This is a genomic window from Hymenobacter citatus (genome assembly GCF_014333615.1).
Lineage (GTDB): Bacteria > Bacteroidota > Bacteroidia > Cytophagales > Hymenobacteraceae > Hymenobacter > Hymenobacter citatus.
In genome coordinates, this window is record NZ_JACSCY010000007.1 from 166,699 (window position 1) to 184,306 (window position 17,608).

The following is a 17,608-nucleotide window of genomic DNA, read 5'->3' on the forward strand; positions in this document are numbered from 1 at the left end:
TTGTGAGTAGAAAATACGCCTGTCATCCTGAGCAGAGCGAAGGACCTTCTGCCAGTTGAACGAGTCGTTGTTACGCCTGTCGTTCTACCTTGAGAAGGTCCTTCGCTGCGCTCAGGATGACAGGCGTATTTTCTACTTATAAACTCACCACTCACCACTCACCACTCACAATTTCACCACTCTTAGAATGGATACCCGATACCCAGGTTAAAGGCCGTTTGGCGGGCGCCGAAGCCGAAGTTGCGAATCACCCAACGGTTGCCGGGGTGGGTAGGGTCATAGACTTTGGTGGCGACGTCGAGGCGCAGGATGAGGAAGGTGAAGTCGAAGCGCAGGCCGAAGCCCGAGCCCACGGCAAACTCCTTGTAGAAGCGATTGAGCTGGAAATCAGCGTTTTCGCGGCTGTCTTTGTGCAGCAGCCAGGCGTTGCCGTAGTCCGTAAACACGGCCCCGTTGATGAAGCTGTACAGCGGGAAGCGGTACTCCAGGTTGCCTTCCAGCAGCAGCTCGCCGGGCTGTTCCAGCGCCAGGTTTTGGCGGCCATCGGCGTCGAGCGTCTGCGCCGAGCCCAGGCCCAGGCGGCGCGGCGCCCATGCCCGTACGCTGGAGCTACCACCGGCAAACACAAATTTATCGTAAGGGATAATCAGGCCCGTGCGCTGCACGTCGGAGCCGGGGGGGTAATACGTGGTAGGGGTGAGGGCCCGCGCCACGCCCACATTGAAGCGGTAGACGAAATACGACTTCGGATTCAGCTTGATGTAGCGGCGATAATCGGCGCTGAAACGGGCAAAGTTAAATACGTTCAGATTCGGGAAAACCGCTTGGTAAAGCTTGCGTGTGAGGCCACCTACCTCAGTGTACACGCGCAGATAGCGCGCGTCGCGGGTTTCGTTGAAATCGTTGGAATTGTAGAGGGAAGTGAAGTTGATGCTGGGCACCAGCTGCCGCGTAAAACTCTGAATCAGCGGAAAGCCCTGGTTTGACAGCGCTTGTAAGTTCGCTAAGAAAGCCTTGTCAATTGAGTTGAAGGGCGTATTTACCACGCTTAAATCGGCGGGCGTGAACACATACTGGTGAAACTCGGAGCGCTGCCAGATGTAGTCGTAGGTGGCCTCGGCGTTGGTGCGCGTGTACTGCGGCCGGCTCACGAAGGTGTACGACGCGTTGATGCGGGTGCGCGGGTTGTAGCGCACCAGGTAGCGCTGGGGCCGAAATGGAATGATAAACTGCGGAATCACCAAGTTCACGTTGCCGCCAATCTGGGTGGTAAGCACCGCCCGCGGGGTGCTGCCGTCGTTGTTGTCGGTATTGGCAATGTTGTACTGCCCTTCGAAGCCAGTACGCACGCCAAATTCCAGCACCTCGGCCCCACCAAACGGATTGCGCACGCGCAGGCGCACGTTGGCAAACGGCCCTACCAGACCGCTCACGTAGGTGCCGCCAAACTCGGTGGTTTCCTGGTACTTCTTGGCCGGCGAGGCATTCACGATGGCCGCCAGCTGGCCCTGCACCGAGTCGGCCAGGGTGTTCGACTGGCGGGGGAGGCGGCGGTAGTTCACCGTGTTGAAGCGAAACATATCCAGCGTGCCCAGCTGCCGCTGCGTGAGCAGGGTGTTGGCCAGGCTGTAATGGTCGCCGGGGCGCACTTCCAGCTTGTCGTCCAGGATGCGCGGCCGGATTTTGTGCTCGTAGGCCAGAAACTTGATGGAGTCGCGCACCACTGTGTCGCGGGCTACCCCGAAGCGCACGATGCCGGCGTCGGCAATAAAGCTCACGCGCTCAATAGTATACAGGCGGTGCGACTGGCCCGGGGCCGGATCGGCAATGAAGGTGCGCAGGCGTACGGTGGTCGGCACAAAGCTAGTATCGGCCTCCAGCGTGATGTACTGGTCCCGAAAATCGTAGTAGCCCGCGTTTTTCAGCAGCGTCTCGATGCGGGTGCGTTCCTGCCCAATCACCTCCTCATCGTACTGGTCGCCCACGTGCAGCAACGACTGGGGCCGCGAGGCCAACACCCGCCGCTCCACGGCCGTGTCGGGGATGGTGTAGTCGAGCTGGGCGTAATGGAAGGGTGGGCCCTCGTGCACGTGGTAGGTCACGGTCACGCGGCGGTCCTCCACGGTATCGGTGGCGTACACGCTGCTGCGGAAGAAACCCTTGGATTTCAAAAAGATACCGAGCTGCGTAACAGTTTGGCGCGTGAGGGCCGTGTCGTAGAGCACGGGCGGCTCGCCGATGCGCATGATGGCGTTGCCCTTATCGAGCTTCTGCTGGTAGCGGCGGTTGCGCCGCTCCCGCTTCAGCGTGAGCTTAGCTACTTCGGCCGAGTCGGGGCGGGCCTGGGCAATGAGGCGGTTGTAGCGCTCAAGGTCGGCATTGAGCTTACGCCGAACTTTCGCTGAGTCATAAAAATTCGTCCCCAGCTGATAGATGAGTAGCTTTGGGATGGGAAACCGGGAGTTGGGCTTTTGTTGATAGAGCGTTTGCATGCGCTCGGCATCGGCCTTGTCTACCCCCTTCAACTCAATCTCATTCAGCAGATTCCGGCCGGGCGGCAATAGCTTGGTGGGCGCGCAGCCGGCTAGCGCCAGCAGCAGCCAGCACACGGGTAGCAAGCGGCGCCAGGGTAGGCTTCCTGCGGATGTATTACGAAATAACAATGGTCTCAAAAGCAGTAGCGAAATACGTGCACGCCTTGCACCAGAAAAAATACCGCTTGCGGCACGGCGCTTTTTTGGTGGAAGGGGGCAAAAGCGTTCAGGAGCTGCTAAGTTCTGCACTTCTGACCGAACGGTTGTTCGTGACAGCGGAGTTTGCGGCAAAAATTTCGCCATTGCCGCCTCAGATACCCGTGGAGGTGGTTTCGGCCGAGGAGCTGACGCGCCTAGGTACGCTGGCTACCAACCAAACGGCGCTGGCTGTGGCCCGCCTACCTCAGGAGCCGCCCCTACCCACCGCGCCCGGCCTGCTGCTGGCCTTGGATGAAGTGCGCGACCCCGGCAACCTGGGCACCCTCATCCGCCTGGCCGATTGGTACGGCCTGCCCGGCGTGGTGTGCTCCGACACCTGCGCCGACCCCTGGAGCCCTAAAACCGTGGCCGCCACTATGGGCTCGTTCACCCGCGTGCCGGTCTGGCAGCGCGACTTACCACAATGGCTGGCCGCCCTACCCCCCGGCACGCCCATCTACGGCGCCGACCTGCACGGCGACAACGTGCACCGCCTGCAACTGCAACCCCAGGGCGTGCTGGTGATGGGCAGCGAAAGCCATGGCCTCACGCCGGCCGTAGAGCAGTGCCTCACCCAGCGCCTGCACATCCCCGGCCGCGGCCAGGCCGAAAGCCTGAACGTGGCCATTTCAGCGGCTATCCTGCTAGATAACTTCTTCCGGGCAGGGTAGGGAGTTGAGGGGCATTTGCTCCAAAAAAAGAACGTCATGCTGAGCGCAGCGGAGCGGAGTCGAAGCATCTCGCGTGCTGACGTCTGATACTAATTCAACGTCAGCACGCGAGATGCTTCGACTCCGCTCCGCTGCGCTCAGCATGACGGGACGGGCTCTATACAGCCAATACTACTCGTTAATCCAGCCCGAAGAGCGTGATGCCGAAGCTTAGGCTCTGGGCCTGGGGGCCGCGGTTGTCTTTGAAGAGCTGGTTGAGGTGGTACTTGGCAAACAGGTCTACCTTGCGGAAGCCAATGCTACCCTGCAAGCCGTACTGAAAGTCTTCCAGGTTGTAGCTGCCGCGGTCTTTGTCTTTGCGGGTGTCGCCGTCCTGGTCGTACTTCAGCTTGGTGTGCGTGCCCAGGCGGTAGCCCACAAAACCACCAGCGGCCAGCCTGAACGTTTTGCGGTATTCCTTGTCGCGCAGATTCGCTTGCAGCATGATGGGCAGGTTGACGCTGGACATCGTCAGCTTGCTCTTTTCCACGTTGAAACCGGTGCGCTGCACGGTGGTGAAGTCGGGCTGGCCGCTTACCAAACTGGAGTTCGACACAAACCGGGTGTTGTTGTCGAGCATGTAGTTGTTGAAGGAAAACTCGGGGCCTAGCAGCAGGTACATAGGCGAGCCTTTACTACCCAAACGCTGGGCGTAGCGCCAGTACAGGCTTACGTAGCGCGAGCCAAAGGGCCGCAGATCAATGGGCTGGCCGTTGGTGGGCATGCTCTTGTTCACCAGCGCATTCAAGCCCAAATCCATCCCGAAGGCGTTTTTACTGCTGCGGTTGGCCTCGTGCTGGCGCCGGGCCAGGCGCACCGAGTCGCGGTTGACTTCCTTCTTGCCGTCGTTGTCGATGTGGATGGAGACGTGGCCGTTGCCTTGGCCGTCTTTGTTTTCTACCACCGTCACGCTCCCCACGCGGCCCAGGGTCACGTCTACGCGCTCGGCAGTGGGCTTCTGAGGCTTACCCTGCGCGTCCTCGTTGCGCACCGTGATGCGGATTTGCTCGGGTACGCCGGCGCCGGGGTGGTCTTTGGCGGGGTAGAACTCCGTCGTCACCTCACCCGACTGTGAGTTTTTGCCAGCGGCCTCAGCCTGCGAGATGTAGCCGTTCAGCACGGTCATCAGCGAGTCGAGCTTGTAGTTCTGGAGCTGGCGCAGCTGGGCTTTGTTCTTCACATACAGCGTCATCACGGCCTGATTGGGTAGGCGCACGATGATGGTATCGTCGTTGTGGACAGGGGTAGGACGAAGCGAGCGAACGGAGAAGAGGTCGGTAGCGCGGGCCGAGCAAGGCGCGGCCAGGGCCAGCAGCGCGGCGGCGGCTAGCAGGGAAGATACGCGTTTCATGGCGTGGGAGCGTTAGAGTTGAATCGTTTTGTTGAGCTGATGGCCGGCCACGCGGGCCTGCACCGTCAGGGTTTCGGGTAAGCCTACTTGCTGTAGGTCTACCGGGTCGCCCACCACGGCATTGCGGGCCTGGCGCAGCACCGCACCCAGGCGGCTACGCTGCTGGGGCGTGGAAGCCGGAGTTTCGGCTGCGGCCAGCACCGGTGTTGCTGTTTCGCGCACTACCTCCACCTCAATGGGCCTGGTGGGCACCTGGGTGGTGGTCAGCGTGGCTGGCACAGCTACAGCCGCTACTTCCGAAGTCGTTACCGCACCTAGGCGCTCCGGACGCGCCTTGGGGGTAACAAGCGTAGCCACGGCAGCCGGCGCCGGGCGAGCAGAAGTAGTGGCGGCCGCCACCATACCCGAAGCGGCTGCTTCTTGGTGGTAGGCTGGTAGCGCCGATTGCGCTGCCGAAGCATCGGGGGCGGTAGCAACCGGGGCTTCTGAAGGGGTAGATGCGAGGTCTTGGGGAGCGGTTGCCTGGGTAGGCAATTCTTTTTTTGGGGCTGAAGTTGTAGGGGAATTAGTAGCCAGTTGGCCCGCTGTATCTACGGTGCCGGGAGCTTGCAGCAGCCAGCCCAGGCCCACAGCCAGCAGCAGGGCTACCACTGCGGCCATGGAATATAACCACATGGTAGGGCGCTTCTTAGCAGGTTGCAGCTCTTCTTCCAGTTGAGCCCATAGATGGTCGGGCGGGGTAGGGGCGTGGCCCTGGAGCCGGTCCCGAAACAGCTGATCAATATCTTCCGGTAGCATAGTATTCTTTTGGTGGGGTGGTAGAAATGGCCGTGGCGTTGGCTACGGTCAGGCGGCGCTGCAACATGGCCCGCGCCTTACTCAGCTGCGACTTGCTGGTACCTTCCGAAATGCCCAGCAGCTCGGCAATTTCGGGGTGGGAGTAGCCCTCCAACGCGTACAGGTTGAACACCGTCCGGTAGCCGGCGGGCAGCTCGGCCAGCAGGGCCAGCATGTCGTCGGCCTGCAGCTGGGTGTCGGCGGTGGCGGGCGTCACGGCGGCGGTGCTGGGCACGTCGTCGATTGCTAGGTGCAGAGGCTCCTTGCGACGCAGCTGCCCCAGGGCCTCATTCACCATAATCCGCCGGATCCAGCCCTCAAACGAGCCTTCGTGCCGGTACTGGTCCAGCGCCCGAAACACCTTCACGAAGCCGCCAATCATCACTTCCTCGGCATCCTCGCGGTGGCGTAGGTAGCGCAGGCACACGGAGAGCATCAGCCCCGCAAACCGCTCGTAGAGCAGCTTTTGGGCGCGGCTGTTGCCCTGGCGGCAAGCGGCAATGAGGTCGGCGTCGGTCACGGGTGCGGGGGTAGAGGTCTAGGGCAATAGAGAGCGTGTTTGGGAAGGTAGATGGAGGGGTAGTGAAAACGGTTGCCTGAGTTGATAAAAATAATTGTGCGGGGCCTGGAATAGCGTGAGAGGCAAAGGGCAAGCACAACAATTCGACGAGTAGTACTGTTATATGTACCAACATTAATTCTGCTGCTATGAGTACGATGAAAGGAAAAGTAATGCTGATTACGGGCGCCGCCATGGGACTGGGCCTAGCCGCCGCCAAAGAGCTGGCCAGCCGGGGCGCTACCCTGGTACTGGTGGATTACAACGAGCAAGGCCTACAAGAGGCGCGCCAAGCCATTACCGAGCAGTTCTCAGAGGTGGAAGTGCTGACCGTAGTAGCCGATGTATCGGATGAGGCGGCCGTGAAAAACTACGTCGATGAAGCTGTGGCCCAGTTTGGCCGCATTGATGGCTTCTACAATAACGCAGGCATCGAAGGCAAACAAGCCAGCATCACCGAGTACGATATGGTCGTATTCAAAAAGGTCATCGACATCAACCTGATGGGCGTATATTACGGCCTGCGCTACGTGCTGCCCGTGATGCAGCAGCAGGGTAGTGGCCGCATTGTGAATGTGGCCTCCGTTGGCGGCATCCGGGGCGTGCTGAACCAGATGCCCTATGTAGCCAGCAAGCACGCCGTGTCGGGCATGACCAAAAACGCAGCCCTGGAATACGGCCGCTACGGCATCACTACCAATGCCATTGCGCCCGGCGCCATCCTGACGCCCATGGTCGCCGAGGCGTTCAAGCAGGTCAACCCCACCGACCCCAAGCAGGCCGAAGCGCAGTACGCCAGCAACAACCCTACCCGGCGCCTGGGCCAACCAGAAGAGGTAGCGAAGTTGGTGGCGTTTTTATTGAGCGAAGACGCTTCCTATGTGAGCGGCCAGACCATTGCCGTGGATGGCGGTGAGTCGAACATGTACGGCAACGCGGAGTAAGCTGGTCTTTCTTGAACCACGCTAATAAAGAAGCCCTCGTACGCTACGTACGGGGGCTTCTTTGTGGGCCTGACTACCAGCAGAATCTCTGGTTTCCGGTGCTAATAATTCCCGATGGACAGCATCACCAGCGTGCAGGCTTCTTCGGTGCGGATGCCTTTCGCTTGGGCCATTTTCTCCAACTCTTCATTCTCGGTGCCAGGGTTGAAGATGATGCGCTTGGGCTTGAGGTCCAGGATGTAATCATACCAGCTGGGCTGGTTCTGGGGCCCGACGTACAGCGTCACGGTATCTACGGCTTCCTCTGCGGGGCGGTCGGTGTGAATGTCGAGGCCGGCCACCTGGCCCTTGCGGATGCCCACGGGCACTACCTCGTGGCCGTGGTTTTTGAGCATGTTTACGGCCCGGAACGAATAGCGGGCGGGGTTGTCACTGGCCCCGATAACAACGGTCTTTTTCATAAGCTGAGGGCTAGTAGCGGTTGGCTGCTAGCATTTGTGTTCAGGTTAAACACAAGGGTATACGTAGAGTTTTCGTAAACCAGTTGACTAACCGCCGCTAGTTTGAAATACGGGCGTCGGTCGACCCTGCCGCATTCAACCCGTAACCAACGCTATACCACGGGCACAGTACCCCCATCAACCAGATAGTTGGCGCCGGTGAGGTAGGACGCGGCGGGCGAAACCAGAAAATGAACCAGCGCCGCCACTTCCTCCGGTTCCGCCATCCGACCCATCGGAATGCCGCCCGCTCGCGTCGCCATTTGCTGAAAGGTTTCCTCTGCACTCAGGCCGGAAGTGGCCGCCGCCTTCTGGATGAGCTGCTGCATCAGGGGCGTGTTGGTGGCCCCGGGGGAAACGGTCAGCACGCGGATACCTTTGGGGGCCAGCTCATTCGACAGAGCTTTGCTGTAGGCATTTAGCGCCGCTTTCGACGTGGCATAGGCCAGATTTTGATACCACACGGGCTTCACCCCCGCCACCGACGAAACGTGAATAATCACCCCGCTTTTTTTCTCCAGCATGTGGGGTAGCAGCGCACGATCCAGCCGAATGGCCGCCAGCAGGTTGAATTGCAGCTCCTGCTCCCAGTCTTGATCCGTTAGGCTGCTAAAGCCCCCACCGGGCGCCGTTACGCCGCCAATATTGTCGATTAGAATATCCAGGCCACCAAATGTGTCCTGGATGGTTTGGGCCAGCTGGTCTACCTGTTGCGGCTGGGTTAGATCGGCTGCGATAAAGTGATGGGCCGGGTTGGTTTCCGCGGGCTGCTGTCGGGCGGTAATGAGTACCTGGGCTCCTGCTTGCGTTAACTTGTCTGCAATGGCTTTGCCAATGCCTTTGGTGCCGCCCGTTACCAACGCCGTTTTCCCGGCGAGGTCTGGGTAGGGTTTGTGGTTGCTTTCCATCTGACTGTTGCTTCTGAAGTAAGATACAGACGCAAAGGTCCGGCCTTCCCCAACGGGCAGGTAACTGAAATCAATCGAAAAAGTATACAAATCACGCCACCTATATCCCTGCCCTACCCCCAGCAGGCCATGATGCGCCGGTAGAGTAGGGCAATGCCTAACTCAATCTTTGCGGCGCAGTGACAGGGGCGTAACGCCGGTGTGCTTCTTAAAGAAGTTGTTGAAATAGGTAGGGTATTCGAAGCCGAGGCAAGTGGCAATGCTGGCTACGCTCCAATCGGTGTGTTGCAGCAGCGCCTTGGCCTCGTCCAGGATGCGGCCGGCAATGTGGGCGCTGGTGGGCTTACCCGTCACCTGCTTCACGGCTTTGTTGAGGTGATTGACGTGCACGGCCAGCCGGTCGGCGAAGTCCTGCGGTGTTTTGAGGGTCAGCTGCTGCGTTGGAAGCTCGATGGGAAACAGGCGCTCCAGCAGTTCCAGAAACAGCGACGTGAGGCGGGTGGCGGCATTGTTCGGCTGCACAACGGGATCTGCCGGCTGTAGGTGCAGCGCCTCATGAATGAGCAGCTGTACATACGTGCGAATCAGGTCGCCCTTGAACGGATAGTCCCCTTGCTGTTCGGCCAGCATCTTGTGAAAGATACCCCTAACGTAGTCCGCCTGGGACGCCGGGAGTTTAAACAGCGGCGTGCTGCCAATGCGAAACAGCGGCGACTGGTGCAGGCTTTCTGACCGGGCGGCGGCCACAAACTCCTCAGTAAACAGGCAGGCGTAGGCGTGCAGCCGGTCCGTGCGCAGCTCCAGCGAATACGGAATATGCGGATTGGTAAAGAACAGGTACTGCCCCCCGTCCAGCTCCAGGCGTTGGTGCGCGTAGTGAAGCACACATTTACTCTCCAGCAGCAGCACCTTATAATAGTCGCGCCGGCTGAAGATCTGCGCCGCCAGCAGCGGCCGTTCTGCCTCCTGCAACGTCAGGTTTTTCTCGTACACCTTAAAGCCTTTCAACTGTAAGTCTATAAGGGGAGAAAGGGTAGTGCTCATGTGGCAAAAGCCTGTAAATGCTTGAAAAAAGCAAACTAACAACTACTAGCCATCAGCCAACAGCTACGCCAACCGCCTCCGCGCACCGCTCGCCGTCCATTGCCGCCGATACGATGCCGCCGGCGTAGCCCGCGCCCTCGCCGCACGGAAACAGCCCGCGCACCACCGGGTGCTGCAAGGTGTCCCGGTCGCGGGGAATGCGCACGGGCGAGGAGGTGCGGCTTTCTACCCCCACAATCTGGGCGGCGTTGGTGGCGTAGCCCGGAATCTTGCGGCCAAAGTTCTCGAAGCCCTGCCGCAGCCGGCCCGCCAGATTCTTACCCAGCACCTTGTCCATGGGCACCGATACCAGGCCCGGCTGGTAGGACGTTTCCTGCAGCTCGGCCGATACCTTGCCTTTCAGGAAGTCGCCCAGGCGCTGGGCGGGGGCGGCCTGGGTGTGGCCGGCCAGCTGGCAGGCGCGCTGCTCAATCTGCTGTTGCAGGCGCAGGCCGGCCAGTGGGCCGTGCTGGCGCAGGTCCATATCCTCCAGCTCCACGGCCGTTACGATACCGGAATTGGCATACTGCGAGTCGCGGCGGCTGGGGCTCATGCCGTTGACTACTACCTCACCGGGGGCAGTGGCGGCGGGCACAATGAAGCCGCCGGGGCACATGCAAAACGAAAAGACGCCCCGTTGCCCGCCCTGGCCCTGGGTTTGGTGCACCAGCGCGTAGGAAGCGGCCGGCAGCAGGCCACGGTCGGGTAGGCGGTACTGGGCCTTGTCAATAAGCTGCTGCTGGTGCTCCACGCGCACGCCCAGGGCAAAGGGCTTGGCCTCGATGAGCACGCCGCGGCGGTGCAGCAGCTCGTAGATGTCGCGGGCCGAGTGGCCGGTGGCCAGAATCACGGCATCGGCCAGCAGCTCCTCGCCCTGGGCCGTGACCACGCCGCGCAGGTGGTTGCCGGTCAGTACCAGATCATCTACCCGCGTGTCAAACCGCACCTCGCCGCCGGCCTGGCGCACCGAGTCGCGCAGAGCAGCTACCACGGCAGGCAGCTTGTTTGTGCCGATGTGCGGATGGGCATCTACCAATATATCGGGGGTAGCGCCGTGCTGCACCAGCAGGCGCAGGATGCGTTGCACGTCGCCGCGCTTGGTGGAGCGGGTGTAGAGCTTGCCATCGGAGTAGGTGCCCGCGCCGCCCTCGCCGAAGCAGTAGTTGCTGTCGGGGTTCACGACTTGCTGCTTGTTGAGGGCGGCCAGGTCGCGGCGGCGGGTGCGCACGTCCTTGCCGCGCTCCACCACAATGGGGCTGATACCAAGTTCAATAGCCCGCAGCGCCGCAAACAGCCCAGCCGGACCCGCGCCCACAATCAGCACCGTGCGGCGGGCCCGACTGACGTCGGGAAACTGGAACCACGGCCCGAATAGCTCGGCCGGGGGCGCCGTGCGGTAGATGTCGGCGCGCAGGCGCACCAACGGTTGCCGGCCGCGGGCGTCGATGCTGCGCTTGCGCAGGTGCACAAAATCGGCCTGGCCGGGGCGCAAGCCGGCAGCAGCCAGTAGGGCTTCGTAGCGGGTAAGTTCGTCGTAAGCTTGCTCGGGCGCAAGCAGCAGCTCGACTTCCTGGGGGGAAGGGGTAGACATGGGTGAAAGGTAGTTACCCTTTAAACCGGCGTAGGAAAAGGACCGCAAAGATACGCAGGAGCTGGTTTCTGTAGCAGAAAATAGCCATTAGAACGTCATTTCGACCGTAGGGAGAAATCTCGCGTGCTTCCGCTAATTCCTGACGATTGAAATTACCGTGGCACGCGAGATTCCTTGACAAGCTCGGAATGACGTTCTAAATGATGCTCTCAAACCGCCTACCCCACCGCCTCCACGGGCGTATCCAGAATGCGGACGGGGCGCTTGTTCTCATCAATGGCCACAAACGTAAACACGCCCGACACAGCCTTTTCACGCTCCTCGGAATACATCTGCTCCACAAACAGGTCCACGCGCACTTTCAGGCTGGTGTTGCCAACGTGCTCCACGCGACCAATTAGCTCTACCAAGGTGCCACCGGGGATGGGGTGGGTGAAATCGACCCGCTCGGAGGAAACTGTTACCATTTTCAGGCGCGAGAAGCGGGTGGCCGCGATGAAGGCTACCTCGTCCATCATGTGCAGGGTAGCGCCGCCAAACAGCGTGTCGTAGTGGTTGGTGGTGTTGGGGAATACGGCTTTGAAGATGCGCGTTTCGGCGCGGGTAATCTTTTCTTCGAGGGTCATCACAACGGAGTGAAAGGGTGAAACGCCCTTCGACGGCCTTCCGCAGGAAGCCACCGCACCACAAAGCCGATAGGAGGGTAGGAAGATGCGCACGACCCCAGGCCGGCGGCGCGAGGCGCTCCGGGGTGGGTCGTGTGCTTTCTCGCATACCCGACAACGGCCCCAGGCGCGGGGGCAACATGTTGCCAGTCGACGGCAGGCAGGTCTCCTGACTCGTGCCGTATCACCCGACCCTTCTCACCCGGCCGCGGAGCCAGGCAATGGGTAGCAAAGCGGGGACACTGTGGGGCACTCACAGTAGCGCGTCTGTTCGGGAGTTGCACCCGATTCCCTTTTCAGGCCACTCGCAGGAGTGGCCACCTTCCGTCGTCTGTTGGAAAACAGGCAAAGAACAACTGCCGGCAAAGGTAGGCGCTGGCGCGGGAATACGCATGTAAGCGTTACATAGCAGCAAACACAACAGTTATTCGACGCGGTAGGTAAAGGTAAAAACAGTATTGTAGGCTGGTCCCATTGTCGTGCAAGCGCGTTCCTCATCGGGCTTGAGTTGACGGATGGTGATGTATACTTTCGTGCCTTGAGGTATAGTTGTAGGTAGGTTGAGAGCGTAATAGCGTCCGCTCTCAGAGTAAGCGCTTAGCGAGGAGCCGAACATTCGCCCCACTTCTTTATTCTGCTGCTTATCAACAAAATCTATCAACGGCAAGCGGCAGTCACCGCCGACCCCCTGGGCTACCACCTCGTACTCTTTCGGTGCAGCGTCGTTTTTCTGGCAGCTAAACGCCACCAATAGAATGCCCAGCAATAGGAAATAGCGTATCATGGCCAAAGAGTTATCGGGATAGAAACCGCCTTATGAATGACTGTTAGAAAATTCTTCGCTACAGATAGGAGGGTTGAAAAGGCGAGAATGGTTGCACATTGCACGAAGCATAGCATATGGAATGGCGTAATAAGCAATTTCAACCCTTATTTAGAAAACAACGCCCCGCCGGATACTGCATGACAACAACACCTACCCGCACTATGGCTTCGCGGGTGAAATCCATCTTCAGCGGCTCCATCGGCAACCTGGTAGAATGGTACGACTGGTACATCTACTCGGCGTTTGCGCTGTACTTCGCGCCGGCTTTCTTTCCCAAAGGCAATCAAACGGCGCAGCTGCTCAACTCGGCGGCCATCTTTGCGGTGGGGTTTCTGATGCGGCCGTTGGGTGGCTGGCTGCTGGGCCTCTACGCCGACCGTCGGGGTAGGAAAGCCGCCCTGTTGCTGTCGGTGCTGCTGATGTGCGCCGGCTCTCTTCTTATTGCCCTCACGCCCGGCTACGCCAGCATTGGCGTATTGGCGCCGGTGATGCTGGTAGTAGCGCGGCTGCTGCAAGGCCTGAGCGTGGGCGGCGAGTACGGCACCTCGGCCACCTACCTCAGCGAAATGGCCGATCAGAAGAATCGGGGGTTCTTTTCCAGCTTTCAATACGTGACCCTGATTGCCGGGCAATTGGTGGCTCTACTGGTACAGCTGGGCCTGCAGGCGCTGCTAACCGCAGAGCAACTGCACGCCTGGGGCTGGCGCATTCCGTTTGTGATAGGGGCAGCGGCGGCCGTAGTAGCGCTGTTTCTGCGCCAGCATATGGAAGAAACCGACGCCTTCGTGCAAGCCGATAAGCCGGGCGCGCCAACACCAGAGCAAGCCGAAAGCAAGCTGCGCGTGCTGCTGCGCTACCCCCGCGAAGTGCTTACGGTGGTGTGCCTCACGCTGGGCGGCACCATTGTATTCTATACGTTTACCACGTACACGCAGAAGTTTTTAGTGAATACGGCGGGCTTCAGCAAGGACCAGGCTACGCTGGTGTCGTTTGGGGCGCTGGCCGTGGCTATGGTGCTGCAACCCGTGGTGGGGGCGCTGTCGGATAGGGTAGGGCGGCGGCCGGTGCTGCTGGCCTTTGGGGTAGGCGCCACCCTGGGCACCGTGCCGCTGCTGACGGCTTTGGGCCACGCCGGCAGCAGCTGGGAAGCCTTTGGGTTGCTGGTCATTGCCATGCTTATTATGAGCGGCTACACGGCCATCAACGCCGTGGTAAAAGCCGAGCTATTTCCGACCGAAATCCGGGCGTTGGGGGTAGGGCTACCCTATGCCCTCACGGTGGCCATCTTCGGAGGTACGGCTGAGTATGTAGCGCTGTTGGCGAAGCAGCACAATGTGGAAGTATGGTTTTACTGGTACGTGACGGCCTGCGCCAGTATTTCCCTTGTCACCTACCTGCGCATGGCCGACACCCGGCACACCTCGCGCATGAACCAAGTATAAAAGCTGACTACCGGGCACTCCACTCGGCCGCGAGGGCCGGAAGGCGGTCTGAGTCATCCGTCAGCCAGCCCATAGCCGATTGTATATCAGAAAAATACTGCGCATCGAAGCGAATGGCTGGCTGTACCAGGTCGTGCAACGCATCAATGGCCAACTGGTTATGCATCTGCCCGCTATCCAGCACCAATACCAGTCGCTCCAGGGGTAGGGCCACCAAGCCAGGCATCCAGTGTGTGCCCAGCCATAGCTCATCTTCTACTGATAGGTCGGGGACGCTGTCCATGTCAAGCAGCAACCGGCGCACGGCTAGTTGTTGTAGCAGCAGGAGCAACTGACTGGCACTACGGCGTAGTTGGCGCACGTTGCGCCCGCTTATCCATTCCACTCGCAGCACGCTTACTACCTCGTCATATTGCAAACAGAAGTCGGTAATAGTGCGCAAAATCACGGATTATATCTATAAAAGTACAGTTATAAAGATAAGATTTGTAGTAGGTTGAATCAATATGACACAATCTTTTTTATTTTGGGAAAATTAGGTTGCTCACTGGCGTAAACAAGAAACCCTGGCTACTGCAGCAGCCAGGGTTATATCAGAACTAGTCTTATTTACGGGAAAACCTACTTATCCGCCCGCTTCGGACGCTTGGCGCGCTCGTACTGCACAGGCCAGGCCAGGTCCACGTCCAACTCGGAGGCGGCGTGCAAAGGGAAATAGGGGTCGCGCAGAAACTCGCGGGCTAGCAGCACCAAGTCGGCTTGGCCTTTTTGCAGGATTTCCTCGGCTTGCTGGGCGGTGGTGATGATGCCCACCGCACCCGTGGGCATCCCGGTTTGCTGTTTCACGGCCTCGGCAAACTCCACTTGGTAGCCGGGGCCGGTCGGGATTTTGGCATCGGGCACGTTGCCGCCAGTAGAGGCATCCAGCAGATCGACGCCATTGGCCTGGAGCACGCGGGCCAGCTGCACCGAATCGTCCTTGGTCCAGCCGCCCTCGGTCCAGTCGGTGGCCGAAACGCGCACGATAACGGGGTAGTCGTCGGGTACCTCGGCGCGGATGGCGGCCACCACGTCCAGCAGCAAGCGGCTGCGGTTCTCGAAGGAGCCACCGTATTGGTCGGTGCGCTTGTTACTGAGCGGCGACAGAAACTCGTGCAGCAGATAGCCGTGGGCGGCGTGCACTTCAATCAGCTGAAAACCAGCGGCCAGGCTGCGGCGGGCGGCGGCCCTAAAATCAGCCGTTATCTGCTGGATTTCGGCTTCGCTCAGCGCGTGCGGCGTGGCTTTGTCGGAGGAGAAGGGGAGGGCGCTGGGCGCTACCACCTCCCAGCCGTCGGGCTGGGTGGCCGCAATGGCTTTGCCGCCTTCCCAGGGAGGCGTGGTGCTGGCCTTGCGACCGGCGTGGGCCAGCTGCACGCCCATGGCGGTGCCCTGCTGGCGCACAAAGTCGTTGATGCGCTTCAGGAAGGGCACGTGCTCGTCTTTCCAGATGCCCAGGTCCTGGGGCGTGATGCGGCCTTCGGGCGCCACGGCGGCGGCCTCCGAGATGATGAGGCCTACCCCGCCCACGGCGCGGCTGCCCAGGTGTACCAGGTGCCAGTCGTTGGCAAAGCCGTCTTCCGAGGAATACTGGCACATCGGCGACACCACAATGCGGTTTTTAAGCTCAAGGCCGCGCAAACGCAGCGGGGAAAAAAGAAGCGTAGACATAGGTAGGAAAAGCGTGAACGAAAACCCTAGCCCCGGCAACGGCCAAGTCGGAACTGCCGGGGTAGGGAAAACAGCACGCCCCCCAATAAGTTACGACGCCTCTTCCGCGGGGGCAGAAGAGGCGTCGTGTAATAGGCAAAGAAAGTAGTGGTTATTTCTTCACTACCCGAATGCTGATGCGGCGGTTGAGGGCGCGGCCCTCCACGGTTTCGTTGCTGGTGAGCGAATGTTTGGAACCGTAGCCTTTGGCTTGCAGCTGGGCCACAGGAATTCCCATATCGGCCAGGGCAAACATGGCGGCGCGGGCGCGCTCCTCGCTTAGGTGCAGGTTTTGTAAGTCGTTGCCGAGGCTGTCGGTGTAGCCGCCTATCTTCACCACGGCCTTCGGAAACGACTTCAGAATGCCGGCCACGTTTACCAGCTGCTGGTGCGATTCCGCCGTGAGCACGGCTTTGGCCGGCTCAAAGTACACGCGGTCGAAGTTGATCCAGCCCTTCGTGCGGTTCACCGGGTCCACCTGAATGCTGGGTTCGGCCAGGAAGGTATACAGGCGGTTTTCGGTGGAGCGGGCGCCTACCTTCTGGGTAGTGCCATTGGCGAGTTGCAGGATAACCGGCTGGCCCGTATCGTAGATGTAGCTGTCGCTCTCGCTGTCGTAGTGGCCGGTAGCAGCTGTGCTGGTAGCCGTAGCCGCGTTTTCCGTGCCCGCATAGGTAGTGGCGGCAGGAGTAGGAGCAGTGCCCGCAAAGGCCACAGTACCCGGCACGGCCGACAGCCGCTCGTGCCCGAAATAGTACCCCAGGCTAACGGCCAGCAGCAACAGCAGTCCCCACTGCCAGCGTAGCGAGGTAGCGGCGCGCCCACCCTCAACGGGCTCAGGAGAGGCAGGGGAAGTGCCCCAGCTACCCACCCCAGCACGCACCAGCTCGGGCGTTGGCCGGGGTGCCAGCTCGGGTGTACCAGCGCTAACGGGATGCCAGGCGGCTGCTCCAATGGCCCCTAGTTCCTCCGGCTGGTTTTGCAGGTAGGAACTGAGCTGTTGTACGCTCAGCTCTTGCTCGGCGGCGTAGCGCCCCAGCGCTGCCAGCGTAGCCGCGGCCACGGTACCCAGCAGCGTGCGGGCCGCCGTGGGCTCCACGTAGGCCGATACAGACAATCGGTTGAGCGTGAGAGCATAGGCATCGCCCAGCAGGCCCTGCATCAGGTCAAGGCCGCGGCGCTGCCAGTCGGTGGTGTGCAGGTCGGCTAGGTGGTGCAACACGCCGGCGCGGTAAGCTTCCTGCGCCAGTGTGGCCAGTACTTCGGTGCCACCTGGTCGCTGCGCCCGCGCCATCAGGTGCTGCACCACCAGGGTAGCCGCTTGGTTGACGACCTGTTCAACACCCGCTTCGTTCTCCCGAACTGTGGCGCTAATCTGGCTGATCTGCTGCGCGGTGAAGCAGCTTTTCACCGTTTGAAGTAAACTTTTTCCCATGGCTGTAAGAGATAGAACGTGCGGATGGATGCACCGAAGATAAAGGTTTTTAAGCGCTTTTTGAACAAAAAAAGATAGGTAAAATGCTATTATTCAATTAGATAACTTGTACTAAAATTACCTGGTTTGCACTAAATTCCGCAACTGTCCAACGTCAGTGCGGATAGAAGAAAAAAGGTAGTGTTGGGTATCGGAAAAATACTCTTTCAAACAAGCTGTACTGTAGCATGATGGTATCGGAATAAAATAAAACGCTCAGGGGCAGCAAAATTTTGG

The 17,608-nt window shown here is 60.0% G+C and carries 16 protein-coding genes and 1 riboswitch; of the genes, 3 read left to right on the plus strand and 13 right to left on the minus strand.

Annotated elements, in window-relative coordinates; translation table 11 throughout:
• Positions 1-182 precede the first annotated feature (182 nt).
• A complete protein-coding gene (gene tamL, locus H8B15_RS11280) occupies positions 183-2,672 on the minus strand; it encodes a translocation and assembly module lipoprotein TamL (protein WP_187319788.1) in 2,490 nt (829 codons plus the stop codon).
• Between tamL and H8B15_RS11285 the strand changes: the two genes are divergently transcribed.
• Positions 2,663-3,403 (plus strand): TrmH family RNA methyltransferase, encoded by a 741-nt coding sequence (locus H8B15_RS11285; RefSeq protein WP_187319789.1) that lies wholly within the window; start codon positions 2,663-2,665, stop codon positions 3,401-3,403. The two genes, tamL and H8B15_RS11285, sit on opposite strands and share 10 nt — an antisense overlap.
• A 178-nt stretch (positions 3,404-3,581) precedes the next feature.
• Here H8B15_RS11285 and H8B15_RS11290 read toward each other — a convergent pair whose 3' ends face one another.
• From H8B15_RS11290 to H8B15_RS11300, 3 genes are read right to left on the minus strand one after another with little or no spacing between them, the layout of a single operon-like run.
• A complete protein-coding gene (locus H8B15_RS11290) occupies positions 3,582-4,793 on the minus strand; it encodes an outer membrane beta-barrel protein (RefSeq protein WP_187319790.1) in 1,212 nt (403 codons plus the stop codon).
• Between the two features lie 12 nt (positions 4,794-4,805).
• The gene (locus tag H8B15_RS11295) at positions 4,806-5,591 is read right to left on the minus strand and encodes a hypothetical protein (RefSeq protein ID WP_187319791.1); all 786 of its coding nucleotides are present in this window, start codon (positions 5,589-5,591) and stop codon (positions 4,806-4,808) included.
• Positions 5,572-6,150, minus strand: a complete 579-nt coding sequence (locus H8B15_RS11300) for an RNA polymerase sigma factor (protein WP_185283708.1) — start codon at positions 6,148-6,150, stop codon at positions 5,572-5,574. The genes H8B15_RS11295 and H8B15_RS11300 overlap by 20 nt, the downstream gene beginning before the upstream one ends.
• 188 nt (positions 6,151-6,338) lie before the next feature.
• On the opposite strand from H8B15_RS11300, the gene H8B15_RS11305 reads away from it, so the two are divergent.
• Positions 6,339-7,133, plus strand: a complete 795-nt coding sequence (locus H8B15_RS11305; RefSeq protein ID WP_187319792.1) for an SDR family oxidoreductase — start codon at positions 6,339-6,341, stop codon at positions 7,131-7,133.
• Between the two features lie 101 nt (positions 7,134-7,234).
• Here the strand turns inward: H8B15_RS11305 and H8B15_RS11310 are convergent, their stop codons facing one another.
• From H8B15_RS11310 to H8B15_RS11335, 6 genes are all read right to left on the minus strand, one after another.
• Positions 7,235-7,594 (minus strand): CoA-binding protein, encoded by a 360-nt coding sequence (locus tag H8B15_RS11310; RefSeq protein ID WP_187319793.1) that lies wholly within the window; start codon positions 7,592-7,594, stop codon positions 7,235-7,237.
• A 152-nt stretch (positions 7,595-7,746) separates the two neighbouring features.
• A complete protein-coding gene (locus H8B15_RS11315) occupies positions 7,747-8,541 on the minus strand; it encodes an SDR family oxidoreductase (RefSeq protein ID WP_187319794.1) in 795 nt (264 codons plus the stop codon).
• A 162-nt stretch (positions 8,542-8,703) separates the two neighbouring features.
• The gene (locus H8B15_RS11320; RefSeq protein ID WP_187319795.1) at positions 8,704-9,585 is read right to left on the minus strand and encodes a helix-turn-helix domain-containing protein; all 882 of its coding nucleotides are present in this window, start codon (positions 9,583-9,585) and stop codon (positions 8,704-8,706) included.
• A gap of 52 nt (positions 9,586-9,637) precedes the next feature.
• Complete coding sequence (locus H8B15_RS11325; RefSeq protein ID WP_187319796.1) at positions 9,638-11,215, minus strand: NAD(P)/FAD-dependent oxidoreductase; 1,578 nt, start codon at positions 11,213-11,215, stop codon at positions 9,638-9,640.
• Between the two features lie 218 nt (positions 11,216-11,433).
• Positions 11,434-11,841 (minus strand): acyl-CoA thioesterase, encoded by a 408-nt coding sequence (locus H8B15_RS11330; protein ID WP_187319797.1) that lies wholly within the window; start codon positions 11,839-11,841, stop codon positions 11,434-11,436.
• A gap of 181 nt (positions 11,842-12,022) precedes the next feature.
• A riboswitch (cobalamin riboswitch) is annotated at positions 12,023-12,220 on the minus strand.
• 84 nt (positions 12,221-12,304) lie between these two features.
• Positions 12,305-12,664: a hypothetical protein gene (locus H8B15_RS11335; protein ID WP_187319798.1), complete on the minus strand. Its 360-nt coding sequence runs from the start codon at positions 12,662-12,664 to the stop codon at positions 12,305-12,307.
• Positions 12,665-12,867: 203 nt separating this feature from the next.
• On the opposite strand from H8B15_RS11335, the gene H8B15_RS11340 reads away from it, so the two are divergent.
• Complete coding sequence (locus H8B15_RS11340; protein WP_425489801.1) at positions 12,868-14,148, plus strand: MFS transporter; 1,281 nt, start codon at positions 12,868-12,870, stop codon at positions 14,146-14,148.
• Positions 14,149-14,155: 7 nt separating this feature from the next.
• On the opposite strand, the gene H8B15_RS11345 is transcribed toward H8B15_RS11340, so the two are convergent.
• The 3 genes from H8B15_RS11345 to H8B15_RS11355 form a co-directional block, all read right to left on the minus strand.
• Positions 14,156-14,590, minus strand: a complete 435-nt coding sequence (locus H8B15_RS11345) for a hypothetical protein (protein WP_187319800.1) — start codon at positions 14,588-14,590, stop codon at positions 14,156-14,158.
• A 179-nt stretch (positions 14,591-14,769) separates the two neighbouring features.
• Positions 14,770-15,858: an NADH:flavin oxidoreductase/NADH oxidase gene (locus H8B15_RS11350; protein WP_187319801.1), complete on the minus strand. Its 1,089-nt coding sequence runs from the start codon at positions 15,856-15,858 to the stop codon at positions 14,770-14,772.
• A gap of 151 nt (positions 15,859-16,009) precedes the next feature.
• The gene (locus tag H8B15_RS11355; RefSeq protein WP_187319802.1) at positions 16,010-17,332 is read right to left on the minus strand and encodes an OmpA family protein; all 1,323 of its coding nucleotides are present in this window, start codon (positions 17,330-17,332) and stop codon (positions 16,010-16,012) included.
• Positions 17,333-17,608: the final 276 nt, after the last annotated feature.